Source organism: Sphingomonas oligoaromativorans, from assembly GCF_011762195.1.
Lineage (GTDB): Bacteria > Pseudomonadota > Alphaproteobacteria > Sphingomonadales > Sphingomonadaceae > Solisphingomonas > Solisphingomonas oligoaromativorans.
Genome location: NZ_JAASQK010000001.1, coordinates 484,852 through 508,620 on the forward strand (window position 1 = coordinate 484,852; position 23,769 = coordinate 508,620).

The 23,769-nt window shown below is 66.7% G+C and carries 15 protein-coding genes; 4 read left to right on the forward strand and 11 right to left on the reverse strand.

Annotated elements, in window-relative coordinates; genetic code table 11:
* Positions 1-7 precede the first annotated feature (7 nt).
* Positions 8-655, reverse strand: coding sequence for a GntR family transcriptional regulator (locus FHS98_RS02470; RefSeq protein WP_167099261.1), 648 nt, complete (start codon positions 653-655; stop codon positions 8-10).
* A gap of 177 nt (positions 656-832) precedes the next feature.
* Between FHS98_RS02470 and FHS98_RS02475 the strand changes: the two genes are divergently transcribed.
* On the forward strand, positions 833-2,089 hold the full coding sequence (locus FHS98_RS02475) for an NAD(P)/FAD-dependent oxidoreductase (RefSeq protein WP_167099263.1): 1,257 nt from the start codon (positions 833-835) through the stop codon (positions 2,087-2,089).
* A complete protein-coding gene (locus tag FHS98_RS02480) occupies positions 2,086-3,279 on the forward strand; it encodes a M24 family metallopeptidase (RefSeq protein ID WP_167099266.1) in 1,194 nt (397 codons plus the stop codon). The genes FHS98_RS02475 and FHS98_RS02480 overlap by 4 nt, the downstream gene beginning before the upstream one ends.
* A gap of 3 nt (positions 3,280-3,282) precedes the next feature.
* Here FHS98_RS02480 and FHS98_RS02485 read toward each other — a convergent pair whose 3' ends face one another.
* Positions 3,283-5,061 carry a DUF885 domain-containing protein gene (locus FHS98_RS02485; protein WP_167099269.1) on the reverse strand — a complete coding sequence of 593 codons (1,779 nt, stop codon included), beginning with the start codon at positions 5,059-5,061 and terminating at the stop codon, positions 3,283-3,285.
* Between the two features lie 71 nt (positions 5,062-5,132).
* Here FHS98_RS02485 and FHS98_RS02490 point away from each other — a divergent pair, with 71 nt between their 5' ends.
* The gene (locus FHS98_RS02490; protein ID WP_243847809.1) at positions 5,133-7,520 is read left to right on the forward strand and encodes a glycoside hydrolase family 127 protein; all 2,388 of its coding nucleotides are present in this window, start codon (positions 5,133-5,135) and stop codon (positions 7,518-7,520) included.
* A gap of 4 nt (positions 7,521-7,524) precedes the next feature.
* Here FHS98_RS02490 and FHS98_RS02495 read toward each other — a convergent pair whose 3' ends face one another.
* The 3 genes from FHS98_RS02495 to FHS98_RS02505 all read right to left on the reverse strand — a co-directional run bounded on the left by FHS98_RS02495 (position 7,525) and on the right by FHS98_RS02505 (position 13,611).
* Positions 7,525-9,033, reverse strand: a complete 1,509-nt coding sequence (locus FHS98_RS02495) for a glycoside hydrolase family 27 protein (RefSeq protein WP_167099272.1) — start codon at positions 9,031-9,033, stop codon at positions 7,525-7,527.
* Between the two features lie 63 nt (positions 9,034-9,096).
* The gene (locus tag FHS98_RS02500; RefSeq protein WP_167099275.1) at positions 9,097-12,048 is read right to left on the reverse strand and encodes a TonB-dependent receptor; all 2,952 of its coding nucleotides are present in this window, start codon (positions 12,046-12,048) and stop codon (positions 9,097-9,099) included.
* A 216-nt stretch (positions 12,049-12,264) separates the two neighbouring features.
* The gene (locus FHS98_RS02505; protein ID WP_167099277.1) at positions 12,265-13,611 is read right to left on the reverse strand and encodes a peptide MFS transporter; all 1,347 of its coding nucleotides are present in this window, start codon (positions 13,609-13,611) and stop codon (positions 12,265-12,267) included.
* 522 nt (positions 13,612-14,133) lie between these two features.
* Here FHS98_RS02505 and FHS98_RS02510 point away from each other — a divergent pair.
* Positions 14,134-15,339: an NAD(P)/FAD-dependent oxidoreductase gene (locus FHS98_RS02510; protein ID WP_167099280.1), complete on the forward strand. Its 1,206-nt coding sequence runs from the start codon at positions 14,134-14,136 to the stop codon at positions 15,337-15,339.
* A 76-nt stretch (positions 15,340-15,415) separates the two neighbouring features.
* On the opposite strand, the gene FHS98_RS02515 is transcribed toward FHS98_RS02510, so the two are convergent.
* The 6 genes from FHS98_RS02515 to FHS98_RS02540 all read right to left on the reverse strand — a co-directional run bounded on the left by FHS98_RS02515 (position 15,416) and on the right by FHS98_RS02540 (position 23,769).
* On the reverse strand, positions 15,416-16,846 hold the full coding sequence (locus tag FHS98_RS02515) for a mechanosensitive ion channel family protein (RefSeq protein WP_167099283.1): 1,431 nt from the start codon (positions 16,844-16,846) through the stop codon (positions 15,416-15,418).
* 186 nt (positions 16,847-17,032) lie between these two features.
* On the reverse strand, positions 17,033-17,305 hold the full coding sequence (locus FHS98_RS02520; RefSeq protein ID WP_167099286.1) for a hypothetical protein: 273 nt from the start codon (positions 17,303-17,305) through the stop codon (positions 17,033-17,035).
* Between the two features lie 61 nt (positions 17,306-17,366).
* Positions 17,367-18,581, reverse strand: a complete 1,215-nt coding sequence (hmpA, locus tag FHS98_RS02525) for an NO-inducible flavohemoprotein (protein ID WP_167099289.1) — start codon at positions 18,579-18,581, stop codon at positions 17,367-17,369.
* A 34-nt stretch (positions 18,582-18,615) separates the two neighbouring features.
* Positions 18,616-18,999: a group III truncated hemoglobin gene (locus FHS98_RS02530; protein ID WP_167099292.1), complete on the reverse strand. Its 384-nt coding sequence runs from the start codon at positions 18,997-18,999 to the stop codon at positions 18,616-18,618.
* 250 nt (positions 19,000-19,249) lie between these two features.
* The gene (locus tag FHS98_RS02535) at positions 19,250-20,641 is read right to left on the reverse strand and encodes an efflux transporter outer membrane subunit (protein WP_208401912.1); all 1,392 of its coding nucleotides are present in this window, start codon (positions 20,639-20,641) and stop codon (positions 19,250-19,252) included.
* On the reverse strand, positions 20,638-23,769 hold the full coding sequence (locus FHS98_RS02540; RefSeq protein ID WP_208401913.1) for an efflux RND transporter permease subunit: 3,132 nt from the start codon (positions 23,767-23,769) through the stop codon (positions 20,638-20,640). Before FHS98_RS02540 ends, FHS98_RS02535 begins: the two co-directional genes overlap by 4 nt.

Genomic DNA, 23,769 nt, shown 5'->3' on the forward strand with positions numbered 1-23,769 from the left:
GAAGATGTCAGCGGCCAAGCTGGCGGCGAAGGTCCGCGAGGGTCGCGCCGATATGCTCGGCGGCGAGCGACTTGGCACGATCGGCATCGCGCGAGGCCCACGCCTCCAGCAGCACCTCATGTTCGAGATGCGCGCGATCCTCCCGGCCCGCCGGCTCGAGATGCTTGTGGACATAGCGCTCCGACAGCACCTGAAGCCGCTCGACGAGCTGGGTGGTTAGCAGCCGGCCGCTGGGGCGGACCAGCGCCATGTGGAAATCGCGGTTGCGGGTGGCGACATCGTCGAGTTCGCCGGACGAGGCGGCCTTGTCGAGCGCCGCGAACGCCTCCCGCACGGCTTTCTGGTCCGCTTCGGTGGCGGCGAGCGATGCGGCGGCGACGGCGTCCGGCTCGATCGAGAGGCGCAGGGCGAAGATCTCTTCCGCCTCGTCCGCCGACATGGCGCGGACGAAGAAGCCGCGATTGGCCTGGCTGACGAGCAGGCCTTCCTGCTCCAGCCGGCCGAGCGCCTCGCGCAGCGGTATCTTGCTGACGCCCAGTTCGTTGGCGAGCGCATCCTGCCGGATCGGCAGATCGACGGGAAGCTTGCCGGAAACGATCTGTTCGCGGACGATATTGAAAATCTGTTCGGACAGCGTGCGAACGACGATGCTCATCGGAAATCGGTCTCCAGCGGGATCGCCGGACATTGCCGCGAGGCGAGGCCGTTCCGCAATGTCGAAACTGCCCGCTTCGTGGGGCATCGATAAAAAGCCGGGCCGTCCGCCGGCGCACAGGGTTGGTTGAACATATATATGGTATACGATAGGGGCGGGTGTTCATCAAGGCGGACCATGCAGAAAACGGCGATCATCATCGGGGGCGGGGTCGTGGGGCTCGCGAGCGGGCTGGCGCTGGCGCGGCGCGGGTTGACGGTAAGGCTGGTCGAAGCCGATGCTGGGCACCGCGGCGCCTCGTGGGGCAATGCCGGGCACGTCGCGATCGAGCAGGTCGAGCCTCTGGCCTCGCGTGCCGCGATCCGCTCGGCGCCGGGGCGGCTATTCTCGCAGGGAGGCGCGCTGGCCCTGCCGCCGGGGCAGTGGCGGACATGGGCGCCCTTCGCCTGGCGCATGATGGGAGCCGCGAGGCCGCATCGCTTCGAGGCGGGCAAGGTGGCGCTGTCGGCGCTGATCGCGGAGGCGATGCCGGCATGGCGGCGTCTCGCGGAGAGCCTGCCGGAGCGGGGCCTTCTGCACGAGGACGGGCATTATGTGCTCTGGGGCAGCCCCGCCGCCGCCGCGAAGGGGCGGGCGGCATGGGCCGGGGCGGACACCGGCACCGCGCGCTTCCACGATGCCGACGAAGCGGAGCGCCGGGCGCTCGCCTCGCTGCTGGGGGCGGAGCCAGCGGGCGCGATCCGGTTCGAAAATACGGGGCAGATCTATGATCTCGGCCGCCTCGCCGAGGCGCTGGAGGCGGCCTTCCGCGCGGCCGGGGGCGAGATCGTGCGGGGACGGGCGCAACTGGAGCTTGCGGGCGGACGCGCGGGCGTCTCGATCGACGGCCGCGCCCCTGAGGTGGCCGATCATGTCGTGCTCGCGGCGGGCGCGCGGTCGGGCGGACTGATCGCGCTGCTGGGGCATCGCGCGCCGATCATCGCGGAACGCGGCTATCATATCCGTGCCCGAAGCCATGACTGGCCGGCGCACATGCCGCCGCTGGTGTTCGAGGATCGCTCGATGATCGTCACGCGCTACGCCGATTGCGTGCAGGCGGCGAGCTTCGTCGAACTGGGCGAGCCGGACGCGGCCCCCGATCCCGCGAAATGGGCGCGGCTGGAGCGGCATGTCCGCGAGCTGGGCCTGCCGATGCGGGGGCCGTTCGAACGCTGGATGGGCGCGCGGCCCACGCTGCCGGACTATCTCCCCGCGATCGGCCGCAGCGCGCGCGTGGACAATCTGCTCTATGCCTTCGGGCATCAGCATCTGGGGCTTACCCTCGCGCCCATCACCGGCGAGATCGTCGGTGCGCTCGCGATGGGCGAAAGGCCGCTTGTGAAGATCGACGCGTTCGACATCGAGCGCTTCGCCGGACGAGGAAGACGGACATGACCATCGGAGGCTCCACCGCCGCAGCCGAACTCGCCGCCATCGGCCCGTGGGCGGCCCCGGCCCCCGCGATCACCCGCGCGGAGCGGCTCCAGCGCATCGAGCGTGCGCGCGGGCTCACCGAGGCGATGGGGGCGGATGCGCTGCTCATCAACGCGGGCGCGTCGCTGCGCTATTTCGCGGGCGTGCCGTGGGGCGCGACCGAGCGGCTGGTGGCGATGCTGCTGCCGGTGCGCGGCGAGCCGGTGATGGTCTGCCCGCATTTCGAGCTGGGGTCGTTGCAGGCGGACCTGCTGATCGATGTCGACATCCACCTCTGGCAGGAGGACGAGAATCCGCACGCGCTGGTTGCCGATGCGCTGGCCGGCATGGGCGCGCGGCGGGTGGCGATCGATCCGGCGCTGCCCTTCCAGATGGCCGAGCGCTTGCGCCGGGCCGCTCCGGGCGTCGAACTGGTCGACGGCGCGCCCGCGATCGACGGTTGCCGGATGCGCAAGTCCCCCGCCGAGATCGCGCTGATGCAGCAGGCGAAGGACATGACGCTGGAGGTGCATCGCCGCGCCGCGCGCATCATGGCGCCCGGCATCACCACCACCGAGGTGAAGCGCTTCATCGACGAGGCGCACCGCGCGATGGGAGTGTCAGGCTCCAGCTTCTGCATCGTGCAATATGGCCGCGCCACGGCATTCCCGCACGGCCTTCCCGGCGAGCAGCGGCTGGAGGAGGGCGACCTCGTCCTCATCGACACGGGCTGCACGATCGAGGGCTATCATTCCGACATCACGCGCACCTACGCCTTCGGCACGCCGTCCGATGAGGCGCGCGCCATCTGGGATGTCGAGAAGGAAGCACAGGCCGCCGCCTTCGCCGCTGCCGTCCCCGGCGCACCGTGCGAAAGTGTCGACGATGCCGCCCGCGCGGTGCTGGCGAAGGCGGGGCTGGGGCCGGATTATCGCCTTCCGGGCCTGCCGCATCGCACCGGTCATGGCATCGGCCTGTCGATCCATGAGCCCGCTTATCTGGTGCGCGGCGACCGGACGCCGCTGGATACCGGCATGTGCTTCTCCAACGAGCCGATGATCGTGGTGCCCGATCGCTTCGGCGTGCGGCTGGAGGACCATTTCTACATGACCGAGGCCGGCCCCCGCTGGTTCACCCAGCCGCAGCCGGCCATCGATCGGCCCTTCGCCTGAGGATCATTCCTCGACGGGGTAGGGGCCTTTGCCGCCCTCGGCGATGAAGCGGTCGATCCGCGCCTGAAGCACCGGCAACGGCACCGAGCCCATCTGGAGCACGGTGTCATGGAAGGCGCGGATGTTGAACTTCGGGCCGAGCGCCTTCTCCGCCTTGGCGCGGGCGTCGACGATCGCCTTCTCGCCGAGATAATAGGAGAGCGCCTGCCCCGGCCAGGCGATGTAGCGATCGACCTCGGTCTCGATCTCATGATCCGCGAGCGCGGTGTTGTCGTGGAGATAGCGCTGCGCCTGCTCGCGGCTCCAGCCCATCGAATGGATGCCGGTATCCACCACCAGCCGCGCCGCGCGCCACATCTGGTAGCTCAGCATCCCGAAGCGATCATAGGGCGTGTCGTACATCCCCATCTCGACGCCGAGCTTCTCGCAATAGAGCGCCCAGCCTTCGCCGTAGGCCGAGATGTAGGTCTTCTGGCGGAAGGGCGGCAGGCCTTCATTCTCGGCCGCCAGCGGCATCTGGAAGGCGTGGCCCGGCGCGCTCTCGTGCAGCGTCAGCGCCGTCAGCGAGTAGAGCGGGCGTGACGGCAGGTTGTAGGTGTTGACCAGATAGACGCCCGGCCCGCCGCGCCCGCCGGTGTAGAAGGGCGCGATGTCGGCCGGCACGGGGATGATCGCGAAGCGGCTGCGCGGCAGGCGGCCGAACCAGTCCTTGGCCTTCCCGTCGAACGTCTTGGCGATCCAGGCGGCGCGATCGAGCAACTCCTGCGGCGTCTTGGCGTAGAAGCGCGGATCGGTGCGCAGGAAGGTCAGGAAGGCGGGCAGGTCGCCCTTGAAGTTCACCTCCTTCATCACGTCGAGCATCTCGGCGTGGATCTTGGCCACCTCGTCCAGCCCGATCTGGTGGATCTGCTGGGGCGTGAGATCGAGGGTGGTGAACTCCTTGATCTTGGACTGGTAATAAGCCTTGCCGTCGGGAAGCGAGTACGCGTCCAGCGCCGTGCGGGCGTGGGGGATATAATCGTCGCGCAGGAAGGCGAGCAGCGTCCGGTGCGCCGGCACCACGCTGTCGCGGATCGCCGCCGCGCCCGCCGCGCGCAGCTCCGCCTGCGTGGCGGCGGGGATCGTGACCGGCATCTTTCGGAACGGGGCGTAGAAGGGGTTATCCTCCGGCGTCCTGGGATCGGTGACGGAGGTGACCGTCGCGTCCCGGCCCTCCACCGTGATCTTCGGCGGCGTAAAGCCGCGCGCGAGGCCGGCCTTCATATTGCCGATCTGCTGCGCGAAATAGCGCGGCATCTCGCCGAGCATCGTGATGTAGTTGCGATAATCCTGCTCGGTCTTGAAACTCTGCCGCGCCGTGCCGGCGACATTGCCCCAGAAGCTGGTGTCCGCGTTGAGCGGCTTCTCATAATCGCGATAACGCTGCGAGGTGAGCAGCGCGGCGATCTGGTCGCGGTAGATTTCGTAATTCACCTGGTTGGCGGCCGAGAGCCGCTCGGGATGGATCGTCTTGAGCCGGGCCGTCACGTCGCTCCACATGCGCAGCCGCGCGGCCTGAGCCACGGGGCCGACATCGGGCAGATGGGCGGAGATATGGTCGCCGCTATCCTCGTCGTCGGCCTTCTGATGCTCTCGCCATGTCCATTCGGCCGAATAGATCGCCTTGAAGCGCGCATCCTCGCTCGCCTGCGTCACGCCTTTCGGAGTCGCCGCCACCGCTGCCCCCGAAACGACCATGGCGATCAGCGAAACCGTCATCCATCCTGCCTTGAAAACACGCATCGAGCGCACCCCTTGCCTTCCTGGTTTTATAAATCGTATAACATATTCGAGAAACGGACAAGGATGTGGGGATGACGGCGAAACTGGCGACGACCCGACGCGAATGGCTGGCGGGAGCAGGTCTGGCGGCGATGGCGGGCGGCTGGAGCGGGCGGGCCTGGGCGGCCGCCGCGACGGGCCTGCTCCCTGCGCATCCCGAGCCTTTGCCGCTTCGCGATGTTCGTCTGCTGCCGTCGCCCTTTCTCGACGCGGTGGAGGCCAATCGCCGCTATCTGATGAGCCTCGAACCCGACCGTTTGCTGCACAATTTCCGCACCGGCGCGGGGCTTCCGGCCAGGGCGGCGGTCTATGGCGGCTGGGAGGGCGATACGATCGCCGGCCATACGCTGGGCCATTATCTTTCGGCCCTCGCGCTGATGTACGCGCAGACCGGCGATGCCGAGGCGAAGCGCCGGGTGGATTATATCGTCGCCGAGTTGGTCGTCTGCCAGAAGGCGCGCGGCAATGGCTATGTTGCGGGTTTGCTGCGCAAGCGGAAGGACGGCACGCTGGCCGACGGCGAGGAGATCTTCGTCGAGATCATGAAGGGCGACATCCGCTCCGGCGGCTTCGACCTCAACGGCGCCTGGTCCCCGCTCTACAACATCCACAAGACCTTCGCCGGTCTGCTCGATGCGCAGGCGCTGTGCGACAACCGGCAGGCGCTGGAGGTGGCCGTCGGGCTCGGCCGCTATTTCCAGCGCCTGTTCGCCAGCCTGAGCGACGAGCAGATGCAGACGATGCTCGGCTGCGAATATGGTGGCCTCAACGAGAGCTATGCCGAGCTTTCCGCGCGCACCGGCGACGCGCAGTGGATGACGGTGGCCGAGCGCATCCACGACAACAAGGTGCTGACGCCGCTGGAACGCGGGCAGGACGATCTGCCCAATCTCCATGCCAACACGCAGATCCCCAAGCTGATCGGCCTCGCCCGCATCCATGAGCTGACCGGCCGCGCGGCGCCCGGCGACGGCGCCCGCTTCTTCTGGGAGACGGTGACGCAGCATCACAGCTATGTGATCGGCGGCAATGCCGACCGTGAATATTTCTTCGCGCCCGATGCCATCTCGCAGCATCTCACCGAACAGACCTGCGAGCATTGCAACAGCTACAACATGCTGAAGCTGACCCGGCATCTTTATGGCTGGCGGCCGAACGGGGCACTGTTCGACTATTACGAGCGCACCCACTTCAATCATATCCTGGCCGCGCACGACCCGAAGACGGGCATGTTCACCTACATGACGCCGCTGATGTCCGGCATCAAACGCGACTGGTCCTCGCCGACCGAGGATTTCTGGTGCTGCGTCGGCTCGGGGATGGAGAGCCACGCCAAGCATGGGGATTCGATCTACTGGCAGGGCAAGGATGTGCTGCTGGTCAATCTCTTCATCCCCTCCCGCGCGCACTGGGCGGCGAAGGGCGCGGATGTGGAGCTGTCCACGGCCTATCCCTATCAGGGCGAGGTGAAGCTCACGCTCTCGACGCTGCGGCGGGCCGGTGCCTTCGCGATCGCGATGCGGGTGCCGGGCTGGGCGAAGACGGCGGCGTTCCGCGTCAACGGTCAGCCGGTCGAGGCAGTGCGCGAGGCGGGCTACGCCATCGTGCGCCGCCGCTGGCAGGCGGGAGACATGGTGTCGATGACGCTGCCGATGGACCTGCGCATCGAGGCGACCACCGACGATCCCGATACGATCGCGATCCTGCGCGGGCCGCTGGTGCTCGCCGCCGATCTTGGCCCGGCCGACAAGGAACTGGCGAACGCCGCCGCTCCGGCGCTGGTGGGCAGCGACATTCTCGGCGGCTTCCGTGCGGATGCGGCGCAGCCGGCGGTCTATCGCACCGAAGGGCTCGGCCGCCCCGCGGACATGCGGTTCGCGCCCTTCTACAGTGCCTATGACCGGCGCAGCGCCGTCTATTTCAAGCGCTTCACCGATGCCGGATGGGAGAAGGAGAAGGTCGCCTTCGCCGCCGAGCAGGCGCGGCTGGCCGATCTCGCGGCGCGCTCGGTAGACGTGATGCATCTGGGCGAGATGCAGCCCGAGCGCGACCATGGGCTGACCTCCGACATCTCCTATCCGGTGGTCTATCGCGGGCGGAACGGGCGCGACGCGCGCAGCGGCGGCTTCTTCCAGTTCGGCATGAAGGTGAAGCCCGGCCCGCTCGTGCTGGAGGCGACCTATTGGGGCGACGAGCGCAAGCGCGCCTTCGACATCCTGATCGACGGGCAGAAGATCGCGACGCAGGAACTGGAGGCGCTGAAGCCCGGCCAGTTCATCGATATCGACTATCCGGTGCCGGAGGCGCTGACCCGCGGCAAGGCGAGCGTCGTCGTGCGCTTCCAGCCGCATACCGGCCATACCGCAGGCCCCGTGTTCGGCGTGCGGCTGTTCACGCCGGCGAAGGGCGCGACGGTGTGAGGCGTCAGGGCTGGCCGCGCAGGCGCAGCAGCACGGCGCCATGGGCGGGGATCTTCCACGATCTCCGCCCGGCATTGTCTGGAACGCCGGCCCAGACGTCGACCAGCGCTTCGATGCGGGAGAGGCCGGCGTCCTCGGGCGCGAAGGACATCTCCCGCGCCGTCTCGCCCCGGTTGAAGAGGGCGAGCGCCACCGATCCGTCGGCGAGTGGCCGCGACCAGATCTCCGCCTCGCCATCCTTGCGGATACGGCGCGCCTGCCGGCCGAGAGCATCCTGATCGATCGCGATCACCCCGCGATTCTCCAGCAGAGCGATGGTGGCGGGTGACATGGTGCGCAGATCATTGCCCAGCATCAGCGGCGCCGCCAGCATCGCCCACAGCGTCATGTGCGTGCGATATTCGTCCTCGCTCATGCCCCCGTTGCCGACTTCGAGCATATCGGGATCGTTCCAGCCGCCGGGGCCGGCGGTGGCGGGATCGCCGTCCTTGTCGAAGCCGATGCCGGCCATGGAATCGTATCGGTCCTCGATGTCGCCGGTGGTGCGCCAGAGATGCCCGCCCACGTCGCGGCCCCATGTGCCCACCCGGTCGCGGCCATATTGGCAGAGGCTGTAGACGATGCGCCGCCCGGTCGCGCGGAGCGCCTGCCCCATCTGCTGATAGGCGAGCCTCACCTGCGAGGCGGTGCGGAAGATGCCCTCGCCCGAGCAGAGATCATATTTCAGGTAGTCGAAGCCCCAGGCGGCGAAAGTCCGTGCGTCCTGCTCGACATGACCGTAGCTGCCGGTGAAGCCCGCACAGGTTTTCGGGCCGGGCGAGCTGTAGAGGCCGATCTTCAACCCCCTCGCATGAACATAGTCGGCCAGCGCCTTCATGTCCGGGAAGCGGGCATTGGGCCGGATCGCGCCGTCCGGGCCGCGCGTGCCCTGCCAGCCGTCGTCGATGTTGATGAAGCGATAGCCCGCGTCGCGCAGGCCCGAACTGACGAGATGATCCGCGATTTCGCGCACCGTGCGGTCGTCGATGGCGGCGGCGAAGCGGTTCCAGCTCGACCAGCCCATCGGCGGCGTCGGCGCCAGGCCGTCGGGCCGGAGCGTGGCGGGCGCGGGAAGGGGCGCGAGCGGGAAGGCGAGGCGCCGCGCATCGGCTTCGCCGCCGCGCTTCACCTCCGCATCGACATGCCGCTCCCAGATGTCGCCGGTGACGTGGAGGCCGGCGCGATCCACGGTTGCGGTCCAGATGCGCGGGGGCAGGCGGGGATTGCCATTGTCGATCAGGAAGCGGGCCTTGCCGCCCGCAACCTCCAGCGCGCGCATCGGCATGTCGCCATACCAGTCGGTGGTGACGGTGCCGCGCCAGCCCGCCGCGTCGCGGGAAAGGCGCATCATGCGCAGGCCCGGAAACTCCTCCGAACGGGGGAAGAGCCAGACGCCGGAGAGGTCCGCCACGCGCGGCGCCGGGGCGGCGGCGGTGAGCGACAGCAGGGCGGCGGCGAGATGCGCGGGCTTCATGAAGGCTCCCGTAAAAGGCGCCGGCCGTCGAAGGGGGAAGGGGGGACGGCCGGCGCAGGACGATCAGAACTCGACGGTGGCGCCGATGAAGATCGTCCGGCCGAGCGGATCGTAGACGCCCGGATAGGTGTTGCCATTGCCGAAGGTGGACAGGATGCCCTGCGCGATGGCGGGCGGATCCCTGTCGAACAGGTTGTTCACGCCGGCGCGCAGCGTCAGCTTCTTCTCGAAGCTGATCGTCGTGGCGAGATCGAAATAGTTATAGGCCTTGATCTTGCGGTTGATCTCGCTCGGCAACAGGCCTTCGAAGGCCGGCTGATCCGAGGAGCTGGAGAGCCTCACCCCGCCGAAATAGCGCCAGGCGAGCGACAGGGTGGGCTTGTTCGGGCCGGGGATCGACCAGGTGGTGCGCAACTGATGCCGCCACTTCGGCGAAGGCTCCCCGCAGGTATAGCCGTAGAGACCCTTGCAGTCATAGGAGCCGAGGCCGGGCAGCGGCTCGGTGACGAGCTTGGTGAGATAGGTGCCCACCAGATCGAAATCGATCTTGCCATAGCGCCCGATCCCGAAGCTGTAATTGCTCGTGATGTCGAGGCCCGAGGTCAGCAGATAACCGGTGTTGAGCGTGGTGGCGACGACATAGCCGTCATTGCCGAACAGCACGCCGCTGCGCGGATCGCGATGGAAGAGGCTGCAATAATAGGGATCGCCGGTCGTGGCGCACTGGCTGATCGTCAGCGAAGGATCGATATTGCTGATATAATCCTTCACCTTGATGTGGAAATAATCGACCGAGAGCGAGAAGTTGCGCAGGGCGCGCGGCGTCAGGATCAGGCCGACGGTGTAGGTGTCGCCCTTCTCGGGCTTCACGTTGCGGTTACCGCCATATTGCTCGACGCAGACGCCGGCCGGGCATTCCGGGATCAGGCCATATTGCGCGGCGGTGACGCCGGTGCGCTCGCAGACCTCCAGCGACAAGGTCGGGTTGGCTCCGGCGCAGGGATCGGTCGCGGTGACGTTGCCGAGGCTGACGGTGCCGAACAGTTCGCTGATATTGGGCGCGCGGATCGCCCGGTTGTAGCTCGCGCGCAGACGCAGATCGCTCGTCGGCGCGTAGGAGAGTTCGGCCTTGTAGGTCAGGACGTTGAAGTTGGACGCGAAGCCGGTCGAGTGCTGCTCGTTATGATAGGCGGAATAGCGCACGCCGCCGTTGATGGTGAGCGCCTTGGCGTAGGGCAGATCGGACAGGATCGGCACCTCGATCTCGCCATAGCCTTCGTTGACGCTAATCACGCCGTCGGAATCGCGGGTGCCGCCCTGCTCGGCGATCTCGTCTGCGGTGAAGACCAGCGACTCCCGCCGGTGCTCGGCGCCGAGCGCGATGCCGATGCCGTGCTCCGCCCACGGGCTCTTGATGCCGTACTCGCCGAGATCGCCATTGATCGAGCCGGAGATCACCGTCTGCTTGTTGCGGCTCTTCGTGTTGCTCGGCGAGAAGATGTAGGGAAGGTTGTGCGGATCGATCGCGTTGAACGCGAAGACGTCGATCGGCAGGCAGCTCGGATCGCTGCCGTCGATCACCGACTGGCAGGTGGGTGTGCCGTTGACGTTGACGACGTTCAGCGCGCGCTGCGCCTTCACATTGTCGACATTGTTGAGATAGGTCTCGTCATAGCGGACCTCGGAGCGCAGATAGCTGACGTCGTAGCTGAAGCCCTTGGCGAAATCCCCCCGCAGGCCGAGCGTATAGCGGAAATCCTCATGCCGCAGATCGTCGCGGCGGGGCGTCGTCAGGCGGTAACCGATGAAGGTGTCCTCGGTCTGCGCGGTGCCGGCCGCCGGGCCGCACAAGGTCGTCGCCTGGCTCGACGAAAGATAGGGATTGTCGCAGTTGATCGTGAAGGTGGTCCCCTGGAACAGGGCCGAGGGCGCCGCCTGCGAGAAGGTGTGATCGTTCATGTACATGAAGCTGCCGTAGAGTTCGGCGAGCGGGCTGAACTTGAACTTGGCGAAGGCGCCGGCGGTGGCGCGCTTGTCCGAGCGCTGGAAATAGTTGGTCGGTGAATAATTGTAGAGGAAGCTGGAGTTGTAGGGCACCCAGGTGTGCTGGCCGTCCTTGGTGTTGTTCAGCGTCTGCCCGGTGTTCGGCCCGGTCAACAGCGTGAACAGGCCCCATTGGTTGTTGCTCGATCCGCCGCAGGTGAGATTGGTGCCGGCGTCGTCCGCCGGATCGAGCGCACAGGCCGAGACGTCCCGCGTATCCTGCGTGATCGGCCGGGTCTGGCGATAACCGCCATAGACGGTGATGTTGCCCCGCCCGCCGGCGAAATTCTTTCCGAACGCGCCATTGACGTCGACCTTGTCCCCCTCGAACACCGTCGAGGGCGCCGTCGCATAGCCCTTGGCCTGGCCGAGGCCGCGCAGATAATCGTCGCCGTTGCTGTGCTGATAGGCGCTGGTCTGGGCGTCCAGCCGGAAGCCGTCCAGATCGTCCCGCAGCACGAAGTTGACGACGCCCGACAGCGCATCCGAACCGTAGACGGCCGACGCGCCGCCCGTCACCACATCGACGCGCTGGACGAGCGAGGAAGGCACGAAATTGGTGTCCACCGCCTGTTGCGGCAACATGCGCTGCCCGTTCAGCAGCACCAGAACGCGGCTTGAGCCGAGGTTGCGCAGGTTTAACTTCGAGGTGCCGTCGGAGCCGTTGGAGACGTTCTCATTCTCCGCCGCGGTGAATTGCGGGAGCTTGTTGAGCACGCTCTCGACGCTGGTCGCGCCCTGATATTTGATCTCGCCTTCGCCCACGACGGTGAGCGGGCTGTTGCTGGTCAATCCCTGCCGCTTGATGCGCGTGCCGGTGACGACGATCTCCGAAGCGGCCGTGTCCGGGGTCGCCGACGCGACGGGACCGGAAGGCGTGATGGTCTGGGAATGAGCGCCCCCGGACAGCAGCGCCACCGCCAACGCTCCCAGCGCGACGGAGCCACAAGTCGATCCAGATATCTTCCGCATGTCCCATTCCCCCTTGCCGTTCAAGCTTGTGAGGGGAGTGCAACATGACTGACATCTTCTGTCAAATATTTTATACGATATTCGATATCTAGAAAATGCGAGGGATAAAGGGATTGTAAAATCAGACAATTTCCGAAGTCGGAACGGAGGCGACAAAGCGCATATCGTGCCGGAAGCGGGGCCTCCGGGCGCGAATCTTCAAACCGCGAGGTGGGTTCAACGCGTTTCGTCAGCCGCTTCGAGGGGCGCGGACAGGATATGCCGCAGCGCCATGGCAATCAGCATACCGGCAATGGCGATGGCGGCGTGCATCAGCCAGAAGCGTTCCGGCCCCAGCGGGGCATAGAAGCGCGCGAGCCAGCCGGCGGTGAGGTTGGCGACGAACAGCCCGGCATAGGCGACCCCCATCAGCGTCGCGGTGAGCCGGGCGGGGGCCGAGCGGGAAACCGCCGCCAGCAACACCGGCATCACGAAAAGATAGGCGGAGGAGGACAGCAGGAAATAGCCGAAGCCCCAGAACGGCCCGAGCGAATGCGGGGCGGGCGAAAGGGCGGCGAAGGTGGCGAGAAGGCCATCGGCGGCCGCCATCATGGCGCAGCCGATGGCGAACTTCGCCGGCACGCGCGGCTCGCGGCCACGGGCGGCCTGTCGCTTCCAGAGCATCAGCACCAGCGGCGTGGAGAGCACGGTCACCAGCCCGTCGCTCGCCAGATACCAGGCGATCGGCATCTCGAGGCCCGCTATATGGCGGTCGGCGGCTGTGGCGATCCAGATCGGGAAAATGTTGTAGCCCTGCCCGAACGGCACATTGTAGCAGGCCGAGAGCGCGACCAGCCCGAGCAGGGCTGCGATCCGGCGCCCGTCCCCGACATCGCCGGCCCTGGGCCTGAGGCCGCGGGCTTGGCTCCGATCGGCGGGAAGGTGGCGCCAGCCTGCCGCGTAGATGCCGATGCCGATCAACATGCCGATGCCCGCGATCGCGAAGCCGAGATGCCAGCCATGCCGCTCGCCGATCGTTCCGCAGACCAGCGGCCCGGCGAAGGCGCCGATATTGATGCCGAAGTTGAACAACAGATAGGCCCGATCGCGGCGCGCATCGCCCGCGTCGTAAAGCCGCCCCACCTGCGTCGCGATATTGCCCTTGAGGCAGCCGGAACCGCAGATCAGCGCGGCAAGCGCGATCAGGAAGCTGGCGTCGAAAGCGAGCAGGAAATGGCCCGCCGCCATCATCGCGGCACCGAGCAACACGGTGCGCCGTCCGCCCAGCAGCCGATCCCCGATCAGGCCGCCGATCAGCGGCGTCAGATAGACGAGCCCGGTGTAGAGCCCGAAAATCTGCGAGGCGAGCGCCTGATCGGAGAGTGGCCCCGTCACGGCCTCCACCAGTCCGCGAAAGCCGGCGAAGCCCCATATCCGTCTGTCCGCTCCCGACGGCAGCAGCGCCGTCGCCATGTAGAGCATCAACAGCGCCTGCATCCCATAGAAGGAGAAGCGCTCCCAGGCCTCCGTGAAGGAGAGCACGGGCAGCCCGGCCGGATGGCGGCGGGGGATCGGAGAGGTCAACGGCGCCGGTCCGCGAGGAGGGCCGGCATGACGACATGGGCGACAGACATCCGCTCACCGTATAATCGAATACTATATCCTATCCTATCGGACGGATGCTTCGATGCAAGATGCGATGATCCGTCGCCGTCGCCGTCGCCGCGAAACGTCATGCCGTCGACGAAGCTGCCGTCCTCCCCTTCCTCTTCCCGAGAGGGGGGCGGGATGGCGGGCCTTTACCGAGGTTGAAGTCGTCTAACTGAAACCAGGCGATTTTCCCGCGCGGCTCCTCCCCAAGGCCAGGCCGCCCTATCTTTTGGTATGGTCCTCCCTGTGTGTCTTGGGCCTTTGCCTCCGATGCGAGGTAAGCGATCAGCTTCCATCATGGAAACCCGAGCCGAGCAGTTCGCGGCCCCGGCCGATGCCTGTGCGGGAGCGTTCTGCGGCATCGATGGCGATCAGGCGTCTGGATCGCGAAGCCGGCAGCCGATCGAAAGTCCGTTGAGCAGGGTGCAACGCTAATCTCCGAGGAAGGAACAGGTCATGCAACAGATCATCATCATCGGCGCGGGTTTCGCCGGCATGTATGCGGCGATCGCCGCGGCGAAGCTGCGCCACGACCAGGGCGTCTCGCCCGACGCTCTGCGCATCGCCGTGGTGTCGCCGGAGCCGCATCTCGTGATCCGTCCGCGCCTCTATGAGCAGAAGCCGGAAACGATGGCCGCGCCGCTGACCGATCTCTTCGACGCGCTCGATATCGACTATATCCAGGGCCGGGCCGAGACGATCGACACGGCCGCGAACATGGTCACCGTCGTCGACGCCGGCGGCAAGGCCAGCACCCACGCCTATGACCGCCTCGTGCTGGCGGCGGGCAGCGATCTCTTCCGTCCGGCCATTCCGGGCATCGAACATGCCTTCAGCACATCGCAGCTCGATGAGGCGGTGGCCCTCGATCGCCATCTGCACGCGCTGGCCTCGCGGCCTTCGACGCCGGCCCGCAACACGGTGGTCGTCGGTGGCGCGGGTTTCACCGGGATCGAAGTCGCAACGGAGATGCCCGCCCGCCTGCGCGCCATCCTCGGCGAGGATGCGGACATCCGTGTCGTGATCGTCGATCGCTCGGCCTCGGTCGCGCCGGAAATGGGCGCCGAGCCGCGCCCCTATATCGAGGAGACGCTGGGCAGGCTCGGCGTGGAATCGAAGCTCGGTGCCGGGGTCGGTTCGCTCGACGGCAAGGGCGTGACCCTCGGCGACGGGGAGTATATCGAGAGCGACACCGTCATCTGGGCGGCCGGTATGCGCGCCAGCCCGCTCACCGCGCAGATTCCGGCCGAGCGCGATCCGCTGGGCCGCATCATCGGCGAAGCCGATCTCCGCGTGCCGGGTATCGCCAACATCTTCGCCACGGGCGATACCGTGAAGGCGGCCACGGATGCCGACGGTCACTTCTCGCTGATGTCGTGCCAACATGCGATCCGCCTCGGCTCGTTTGCAGGGTATAATGCGGCGGCCGATCTGCTCGGCCTCGCGACCAAGCCTTATGACCAGCCCTCTTATGTGACCTGCCTCGATCTCGGCACCGACATCGCGATCTTCACACGCGGCTGGACCCCGAAGGTCGAAATAACGGGCGCCGACGCGAAGAAGGTGAAGCAGGAGATCAACACCGTGTGGATCTATCCGCCCAAGGCGGACAAGGAGACCGCTTTCGCGGCCGCCGAGAACTTCCGCACGATCGACTTTTGATAATATGACGGCGGGCGGCATGTTGGGTGCCGCCCGCCTTTTTGTGTCCGGGGCACCGGGATCAGGCCGCTGCCGCTCAGGATCCGGCTTTCGAATGCGAGGCGAAGAATTGCCGGACGCGGCTCAGCAGGGCGTGCGAGCCGTTATTGACGTGGCTGATCCGGGCGGCATCGTCGCGGTGGAGGATCGACAGGCCGCGATGGACGGCGCGTTCCAGCGGCGGGGCCAGTTCGGGCGTGGTGGCGAGCAATTTCTCGAGCGACGCGCGCGACACCTCATAGGCATCGACGGCGGTGAGCGCGGTGACGCTCGCGGGGCGCGGATCGCCGGTGAACAGGCTGATCTCGCCGATATATTCTCCCGGCCCGATCCGCCCGATCACGGAACGGGGCTGGCCATCGGGCGCACGGCTGATCTCCAGCACGCCGGCTGCGATGATGAAGAGCGACGTGTCCGTCCCGCCTTCCTGGAACAGCGTCTCGCCGGGATCGAGAATATGATGGCCGAGTTCGAGCGACAGCGCCTCGATCTGCTCGTCCGACAGGGCCTCGAACAGCATGAGGTTGCGCAGCAGGTGGCGCGACGTGAGCTTCTGCTCCTGCTCGACACCGGCATGATAGAACAGCCGGCGCGCCTGTCGCAGCAACTGCCCGCGCGATGAGGACATGCGCGACGTGCCCTCGACGAAATAGTTCACGGTATAGGCGTTGGTCTTGATCCCCAGCCGCGACAGGGTGATCGAGGGTGCCGGCTTGTCCAGGATGCCGGTACACATCATCACCGCATGGCGAAGCAGCTCGATCACCCGATCGGCCGACGCGGTGGACGAGGTGACGATCTGCACCGAGACGAGCCGGCGCTCGGATCGCGACGTGCGGTTGATGATGTGGGATTTGGCGACGATGCTGTTGGGGATGGTGACGAGATCCTCGCCATCCGTCTCGATGCGGATCGAGCGCCAGTTGAGCTGGACGACCACGCCTTCGATCTCGCCGGAAATCGCCACCCGGTCGCCGGGGTTGAAGGGCTGGTCCAGCCCGACCGCGATGCCGGAGAAAACGTCCGCGAGCGTGTTCTGGAGCGCGAGGCCGATGACGACCGCCACGATGCCGGATGTCGCGAGCAGGCCCGTGATCGGCAGGCGGAGCACCGAGTTCAGGATAATCAGCGCCGCCGTCAGCCAGATCGCGCCCGAGATCAGATCGGTGAAGAGCCGCGCCTGTTTGGATCGGGTGTCGAGGCCGAGCACGAGGCCGATGACCGCCACCGTCGCGCGCGCCGCGATCACCCACCACATCACGGCGAGCGCGCGGGTCCACCAGCTATGGGCGCCGGGGGGCAGGTCGCTCGGGAGCGGCGAGGCACCCCGATAATAGAGGATGATGCCGGTCCCGAGGACGACGGTGAGGCCGAAGCCGAGTTTGACCGAATGGGAAAACGGCCGGAGGATGAGGAAACCGATGGCGACGAACGCCATCAGGAGCGGCGGCATCACTGTGTCGAACATCGCTCTACGTCGCCTCGGCCCTGCATCTGCGCGGGGCGGCGCGCCGGCTGATGTCGATCCGCCCCCGAGCGGATCAGTATGACAGAGTTTGACGATGCGTCGATCAGGCGGTCGGTCTGTACCACCTATTCTCTGGTGTGGGATGGCCCGGCCCCTCAGCGCCGGCCGGGGCATCCGGGAATCGCGTCAAGGCTGCCAGTCGGTCGTCGGACGGATCGCGGAGTGCAGGGGTTCGTCGACGCGGAGGATTTCACCCGTCTTGCGGACCATCAGAAGGTGGCGGTCGATGACATCCAGCGCTTCGCCGGTCGCCAGCACCCACCGGCGCGCGCCGATGAGCTTGCGCGTGCCTTTCGACGTCTCGAGATGCTCGGTGTGGCGAACCTCGATCGCTTCGAGCGAGCTTCCGTCGTCGCCCGTGACGCGGCGGCGATCCAGTATCTCTTCGGGCATCGCCATATCCCTCTGTCAGGCGCGAAAGGGGTATGGCGACGGCCGTGCGCCGCCATGCCCCTTTTCGTCATGCCGCCATCAGCTCGTCGGCCGGGCCGAAGAACTCATAGTGGATGCGATCGTTCGGCACACCCGCCAGCGAGAGGCCGCCCACGAACGCCCGGAGGAAGGGCTTCGGGCCGCAGAGATAGAAATCCGCATCGTGGATCGGCGTGTTCTGCGAGAGCCAGTCGACCGTGACGAAGCCGTCGATGTCGTGCGTCTCGCCGGCCACGTCATTGTCGTGCGGGGCGCTGTAGAAGGTCGCGACGCGGATGTCGCCATGGCCTTTCGCCAGATCCTTCACATGATCGTCCATGGCATGGGTCGCGCTGTTCATCGTGCCGTGGACATAATAGGTCTTGAGCGTCGGGTGGTCCGTCGCGATCGTCTCCATCATGGAGATCATCGGGGTCAGGCCCACGCCGCCGGACAGCAGCACGACCGGACGTTGCGGATGCTCCGAGAGGAAGAACTCGCCGGCCGGCGGCGTGACCTCGAGGATATCACCGACCTGGACATTATCGTGCAGGTGACGCGAACCACCCTGGCCATTTTCCTCGCGCTTCACCGAGATGCGGTAATATTCGCCGTTCGGCGCGCAGGAGATCGAGTAGTTGCGCTTCATGTCGGGCTGGTCGGACGAGCTGAAGCGGAAGGTGAGATACTGGCCGGGCTTGTGGCGGAGCACCGGGCCGCCATCCGCGGGGCGCAGGATGAAGGAGGTGATGACGTCGCTCTCGCGGATCTTGTCGGCGACGGTGAACTCGCGCCAGCCGGTCCAGCCGCCTTCGAGGTGCATGATCTCGTCGCGCAGGACGACTTCGCGGGCCTTCAGGATTTCCGCCAGGAACCAGTATGCCTCGCCCCAGGCGGCGAGAATCTCGTCCGAGGCGACGTCGCCCAGCACCTCCCTGATCGCCGCCAGCAGCGCGTTGGCGACGAACGGATAATGCTCCGGCAGGATGTGGTAGCCGATATGCTTGTGGGCGATGCGCTCCACCACCGGCGTCAGCGCGCCCAGATTGTCGATGTTCTGCGCATAAGCGAGGATCGCCCCCGCCAGAGCATGGACCTGCGCGCCGCTCTCGCCCTGATTGGCATGATTGAAGAGGGCGCGGATATGATCGTCCTCGAACAGGCGCGCGTACATCGCCTTGGTGATGGCGCTGCCATGCTGGGCGAGCGCGGGCACGGTGGCCTTGACGAGCGCGATCGTGTTCGCGCTGAGCGGCTGGGGCATGATGGTCTCCTTGGCAGTGAGGGGCGAGGGGAAATCAGGCGGCGACGGGGCGCCGGTAGCGGATGGCGAGTTGCAGGCTCTCGGCGATCCGGGCGGCCTTGGCCTGCATGTCGAGGGCGATGGCGGGGGGAAGCATCTCTTCGGTGGTCTCGCGCCAGAGCGTCAGCCAGCGCGTGAACAGGGCCGGGGTCAGATGTTCGGCGTGCAGCATATGGAGCGCGACCGGGCTGCCCTTGTAACGGCCGCTTCCCAGCATCACCGAAGACCAGAAATCCGACAGCCGTGCGTGATGATCTTCCCAATCCGCCACGGCACCGCCGAAAACCGGCCCCAGGCCGGGATCGGCCCGCACGCGCCCGTAGAACCGCTCGACCAGCGGCCGGATGGTATCTTCCCGGAGACGTTCGTCGTGGTGCATAGCGCAATCCGAATCATGCATTTGACACGCATGTATATCCGTCATGCTAATATGCATTACAAGTGCATCTTTTGACTTGCGGGGGAGGCGGAAGAGGCGCAGGAACGGTTATTCGCACCTGCATATATGTGGGAGCGATGCGTCTGATCTGGCGAAAATACCGCCTGATGTCAGAGGGATGATATTCATCTTGCCCGGATGTCCGGCCGCCCGAGCGTCGACTCGGCAGCGCTGTCGGGCCGTGATCTCGCTAGAGCGAGCTGTCCGCGCCGATCGCCTGATAGAGGGTGATCCGGTTGTCGATGTCGGTGAGCGCGGCGCCGATTTCCGTCTGGCGGGATGCGTAGAGCGTCCGCTGGGCGATCAGGGCGTTGAGGAAGCTGTCCGTGCCCGCGCGATATTGCGCGTCGGCAAGCGAATAGGCCTTGGCGGCGGCGGTCACCAGCCGTGCCTGCGCCTCCCGCTGGCGGGTGATCGTGCCCCGGCGGGCCAGTCCGTCGGCGACGTCCTTGAAGGCCTGTTGCACGGCTTTGTCGTAGAGCGCGAGATAATAGTCGCGCTGCGCCTTCGCATATTGAAGATTGCCCCTGGTCGCACCGCCCAGCACGGGCACGCTCGCGGAAGGGGCGACCGACCAGTTGAGCGCGCCGCCCGTGAACAGCGAACTCAGCGCGCTGCTGGCGACGCCCACCGCCGAGGTGAGCGTGATCGTCGGGAAGAAAGCCGCGCGCGCCGCGCCGATGCCGGCGTTCGCACTCTTCAGGTGATGCTCGGCCTCCAGCACGTCGGGCCGCTGGAGCAGCACGGTCGACGGGAGGCCGGCGGGAACGGCCGCGATGTTGTGGTCCAGTTCGCTGAGCGAGGCGGGGAGGAGAGCGTCCTCCACCGGCGCGCCGACCAGCAGCTCCAGCGCATTGCGATCCTGCGCGACGGCGGTGGTGAAGTTCTCGACGTCGGACTTCGCCTGCTCGACGACGGTGATGGCGTTCTGCACGTCGCCGGCATTGGTGAGGCCGGATCGGAACAGCGATTGCGTCAGCTCCAGCGAGCGCTGGCCGCTGGCCTCGGTATCCTGCGCGACCTTGAGCAGATCGCGGTCGGAGGCGAGCGTCGCATAGGCGGTGGCCGTCTCGGCGACGATGGTGAGGCGGGTCGAGCGCATCCCCGATTCCGTCGAGAGATAGGTCTCGAATGCCGCGCGAGTCTCGTTCTTGAGGCGGCCGAACAGGTCGATCTCGAAGCTGCTCATGCCGGCATTGGCCGAATAGCTGTTGGCATCCAGAGCATCGGTCTTGATGCCGCGCTGGATGGTGGCGCTGGCTCCGGCGGCGATGGTGGGGAGCTGTGCGGAGCGCTGGACATGATATTGCGCCCGCGCCGAGGCGACGTTGGCGATGGCCGCGCGCAGATCGCGGTTGTTGGCCAGTGCCCGCTCGATCACCGTCTGGAGCCGCGCGTCCCCGATCAGGCTGCGCCACGGCAGCCCCGCCACGTCCGTCGATCGGGAGGCGGTGTAGGACGCGCCCTCAGGCCATTGCGAGGGCGCTGCCGAGGCCGGGCGCACATAATGCGGCGCCATGTCGCAGGCGGAGAGGATGGTGCCGGCCGCCAGGAGCGGCAGAAGGGTCAGCCCGCGCATCATGCGGCCTCCGGGGCGGGCGCGGTGTCGCCGCGGTGGAAGAGGCGGCCGACGAGCAGGAAGAACATCGGCACATAGAAGATGGCGAGGATCGTGGCGGAGAGCATTCCGCCCATCACCGCCGTGCCGATCGCGATACGGCTCTGCGCGCCCGCGCCGGTCGCGATGGCGAGCGGAAAGACGCCGGCGATGAACGCCACCGACGTCATCAGAATGGGCCGGAGCCGGACGCGCGCCGCCTCCAGCGCGGCATCGAGCATATCCTTCCCGTCGCGCCGTGCCAGTTCGGCGAACTCGACGATGAGGATGGCGTTCTTGGCCGCGAGGCCGATGGTGGTGAGCAGGCCGACCTGGAAGAAGATATTGTTCTCCAGCCCCCGCAGCGTCACCGCCAGCACCGCGCCGATCACGCCCAGCGGAATGACGAGCAGCACGGCGAACGGCACCGACCAGCTCTCGTACAGCGCGGCGAGGCAGAGGAACACCACCAGCACCGACAGCGCATAGAGCAGCGGCGCCTGCCCGCTCGACTGGTTCTCCTCATAGGAGAGGCTGCTCCACGCATGGCCGGTGCCGGGCGCGAGCTTCTCCTGAAGCGCCACCATCTCCGCCATCGCCTGGCCCGAGCTGATGCCGGGGGCGGCCTGCCCGTCGATCTCGTAAGAGGAGCGGCCGTTGAAGCGCGAGACGCTGTTCGGGCCTTTCTCCCAGCTCGTCGTCGCGAAGGCGGAGAAGGGCACCATGTTGCCGTTCACCGAGGAGCGCACGAACCAGTTGTCGAGATCGCTCGGCAGCATCCGATAAGCGGTGTCCGCCTGCATATAGACGCGCTTCACGCGGCCGCGATCGACGAAATCGTTGATGTAGGTGCTGCCCCAGGCGGCGCTCAGCGTGGCAGTCACGTCGCTTTCGGTGAGGCCCAGCACGGCAAGCTTGGCGTCGTCGATATTGACGCGAAGCTGCGGCGTGTCAGGCAGGGTGGAGGCGCGTACCTGCGCCAGCTTCGGGTCTTTGGAGGCGGCGGCGATCACCTTGTCGCGTAGCGCCACGAACTCGTCGCGCGGCATTCCGCTGTTGTTGAGCAACTGGAAGCTGAAGCCGTTGGACTGGCCGAGCCCCGAGATGGCCGGCGGCGTCAGCGCGAAGATCTGCGCGTCACGGATCGCCGAGAGGGCCATCGTCGCTCGATGGGTGAGGGCGGCCGCGCTGTGCTCCGCGCCCTTCCGCTTGTCGAAGGGGGCCAGGATGATGAAGCCGAGGCCGGCATTCTGCCCGCTTCCCGAGAAGCTGAAACCCGAAATGCCGAAGATGTCGCTGACCTCGGCCTTCTGATCGAGGAAATAGCGCTCGACCTGCGCGCGCACGGCATCGGTCCGCTCTTCGGTCGCGCCGGCGGGGAGGGTGAACTGCACGATCGCGGCCCCCTGATCCTCGGTCGGCAGGAAGCCGGTCGGCAACCGCACGAACAGCCAGACCAGGAGCGCCAGCACGCCGGCATAGACGAGCAGATGCAGCCCCCGCCGCCCGATCACGCTGCGCGTCGCCTGGATATAGCGGCCGGTCATGCGATCGAACCAGCGGTTGAAGCGCCCGAACAGACCATGGCGATGCAGTGGATCATGGTCGCCCGCCTTGAGCAGCGTGGCGCACAGCGCCGGCGACAGGATCAGCGCCACGAACACGGAGAGCAGCATCGCCGACACGATCGTCACCGAGAACTGCCGGTAGATCACGCCGGTCGAGCCGCCGAAGAAGGCCATGGGCAGCATCACGGCGGAGAGCACCAGCGCGATGCCGATCAGCGCGGAGCCGATCTCCTCCATCGACTTGATCGTGGCGTCGCGAGGGGAGGTGCCTTCCTCCGCCATGATCCGCTCGACATTCTCCACCACCACGATGGCATCGTCGACCAGCAGGCCGATCGCCAGCACCATGCCGAAGAGCGTGAGCGTGTTGATCGTATAGCCGAACGCCGCGAGGATGCCGAACGTGCCGAGCAGCACCACCGGCACGGCGATCGCCGGCACCAGCGTGGCGCGCCAGCTTTGCAGGAACAGGAACATCACGATCACGACGAGGATCACCGCGATCACCAGCGTCTCGACCACTTCCTTGACCGAGAGCTTGATGAAGTCCGTCGTGTCGCGCGGATAGGCCAGCGTGTAGCCTTCGGGCAGATGCGCCGACAGTTCGGCGACGCGGGCCTTCACCGCCTTGGCCGTCTTGAGCGCGTCGGCGCCCGGCGCGAGCTGGATCGCCATGCCGGAGGCGGGGTGGCCGTCCAGCTCGGCGGTGGCGGTATAGTCCTCCTGGCCCATCTCCACGCGCGCGACGTCCGAGAGGTGGATCACCGAGCCGTCGGTCCGTGTCTTCACCACGATGGCGCGGAACTGATCGGGCGTGTGCAGGCGCGCCTTGGTCTTCACCACGGCGTTGAGCATCTGGCCCTTCACCGCCGGACGCTGGCCGATCTGGCCGGCGGAGATGTCTACGTTCTGCGCGAGGACGGCGTTCTGCACATCGGCGGGCATCAGGTTCACCGCCGCCAGCTTCACCGGATCGAGCCAGATCCGCATCGCATAGCCCGAGCCGAACACCTGGCTCTGGCCGACGCCGTTCACGCGGGCGAGATCGTCCTGGAAGTTGCTGACCAGATAGTCCGCGATGTCGGCATCCGTGGCATGGTTGGTCTTGTCGTAGATCGCGACGATCATCAGAAAGTCGCTGTTCGCCTTGGTAACCGTCAGCCCCTGCTGCTGCACCTGGCTCGGCAGGCGGGAAAGCGCCTGCTGCACCTTGTTCTGCACCTGCACCTGCGCGACGTCCGGGTTGGTGCCCTTGGCGAAGGTGGCGGTGATGCTGGCGGAGCCCGAGCTGTCCGAGCTGGACTGGAAATAGAGCAGTCCGTCGATGCCGGTAAGCTGCTGCTCCAGCACCTGCGTGACGCTGGTTTCCAGCGTCTCCGCGGACGCGCCCGGATAATTGGCGCTGACGTTGACGGCGGGCGGGGCGACGTCGGGATATTGGGCGATGGGCAGCGACAGGATCGCGCCCAGACCCACCATCATCACGACGATGGCGATCACCCACGCGAAGATGGGCCGGTCGACGAAGAAGCGGCTGATGCCCAA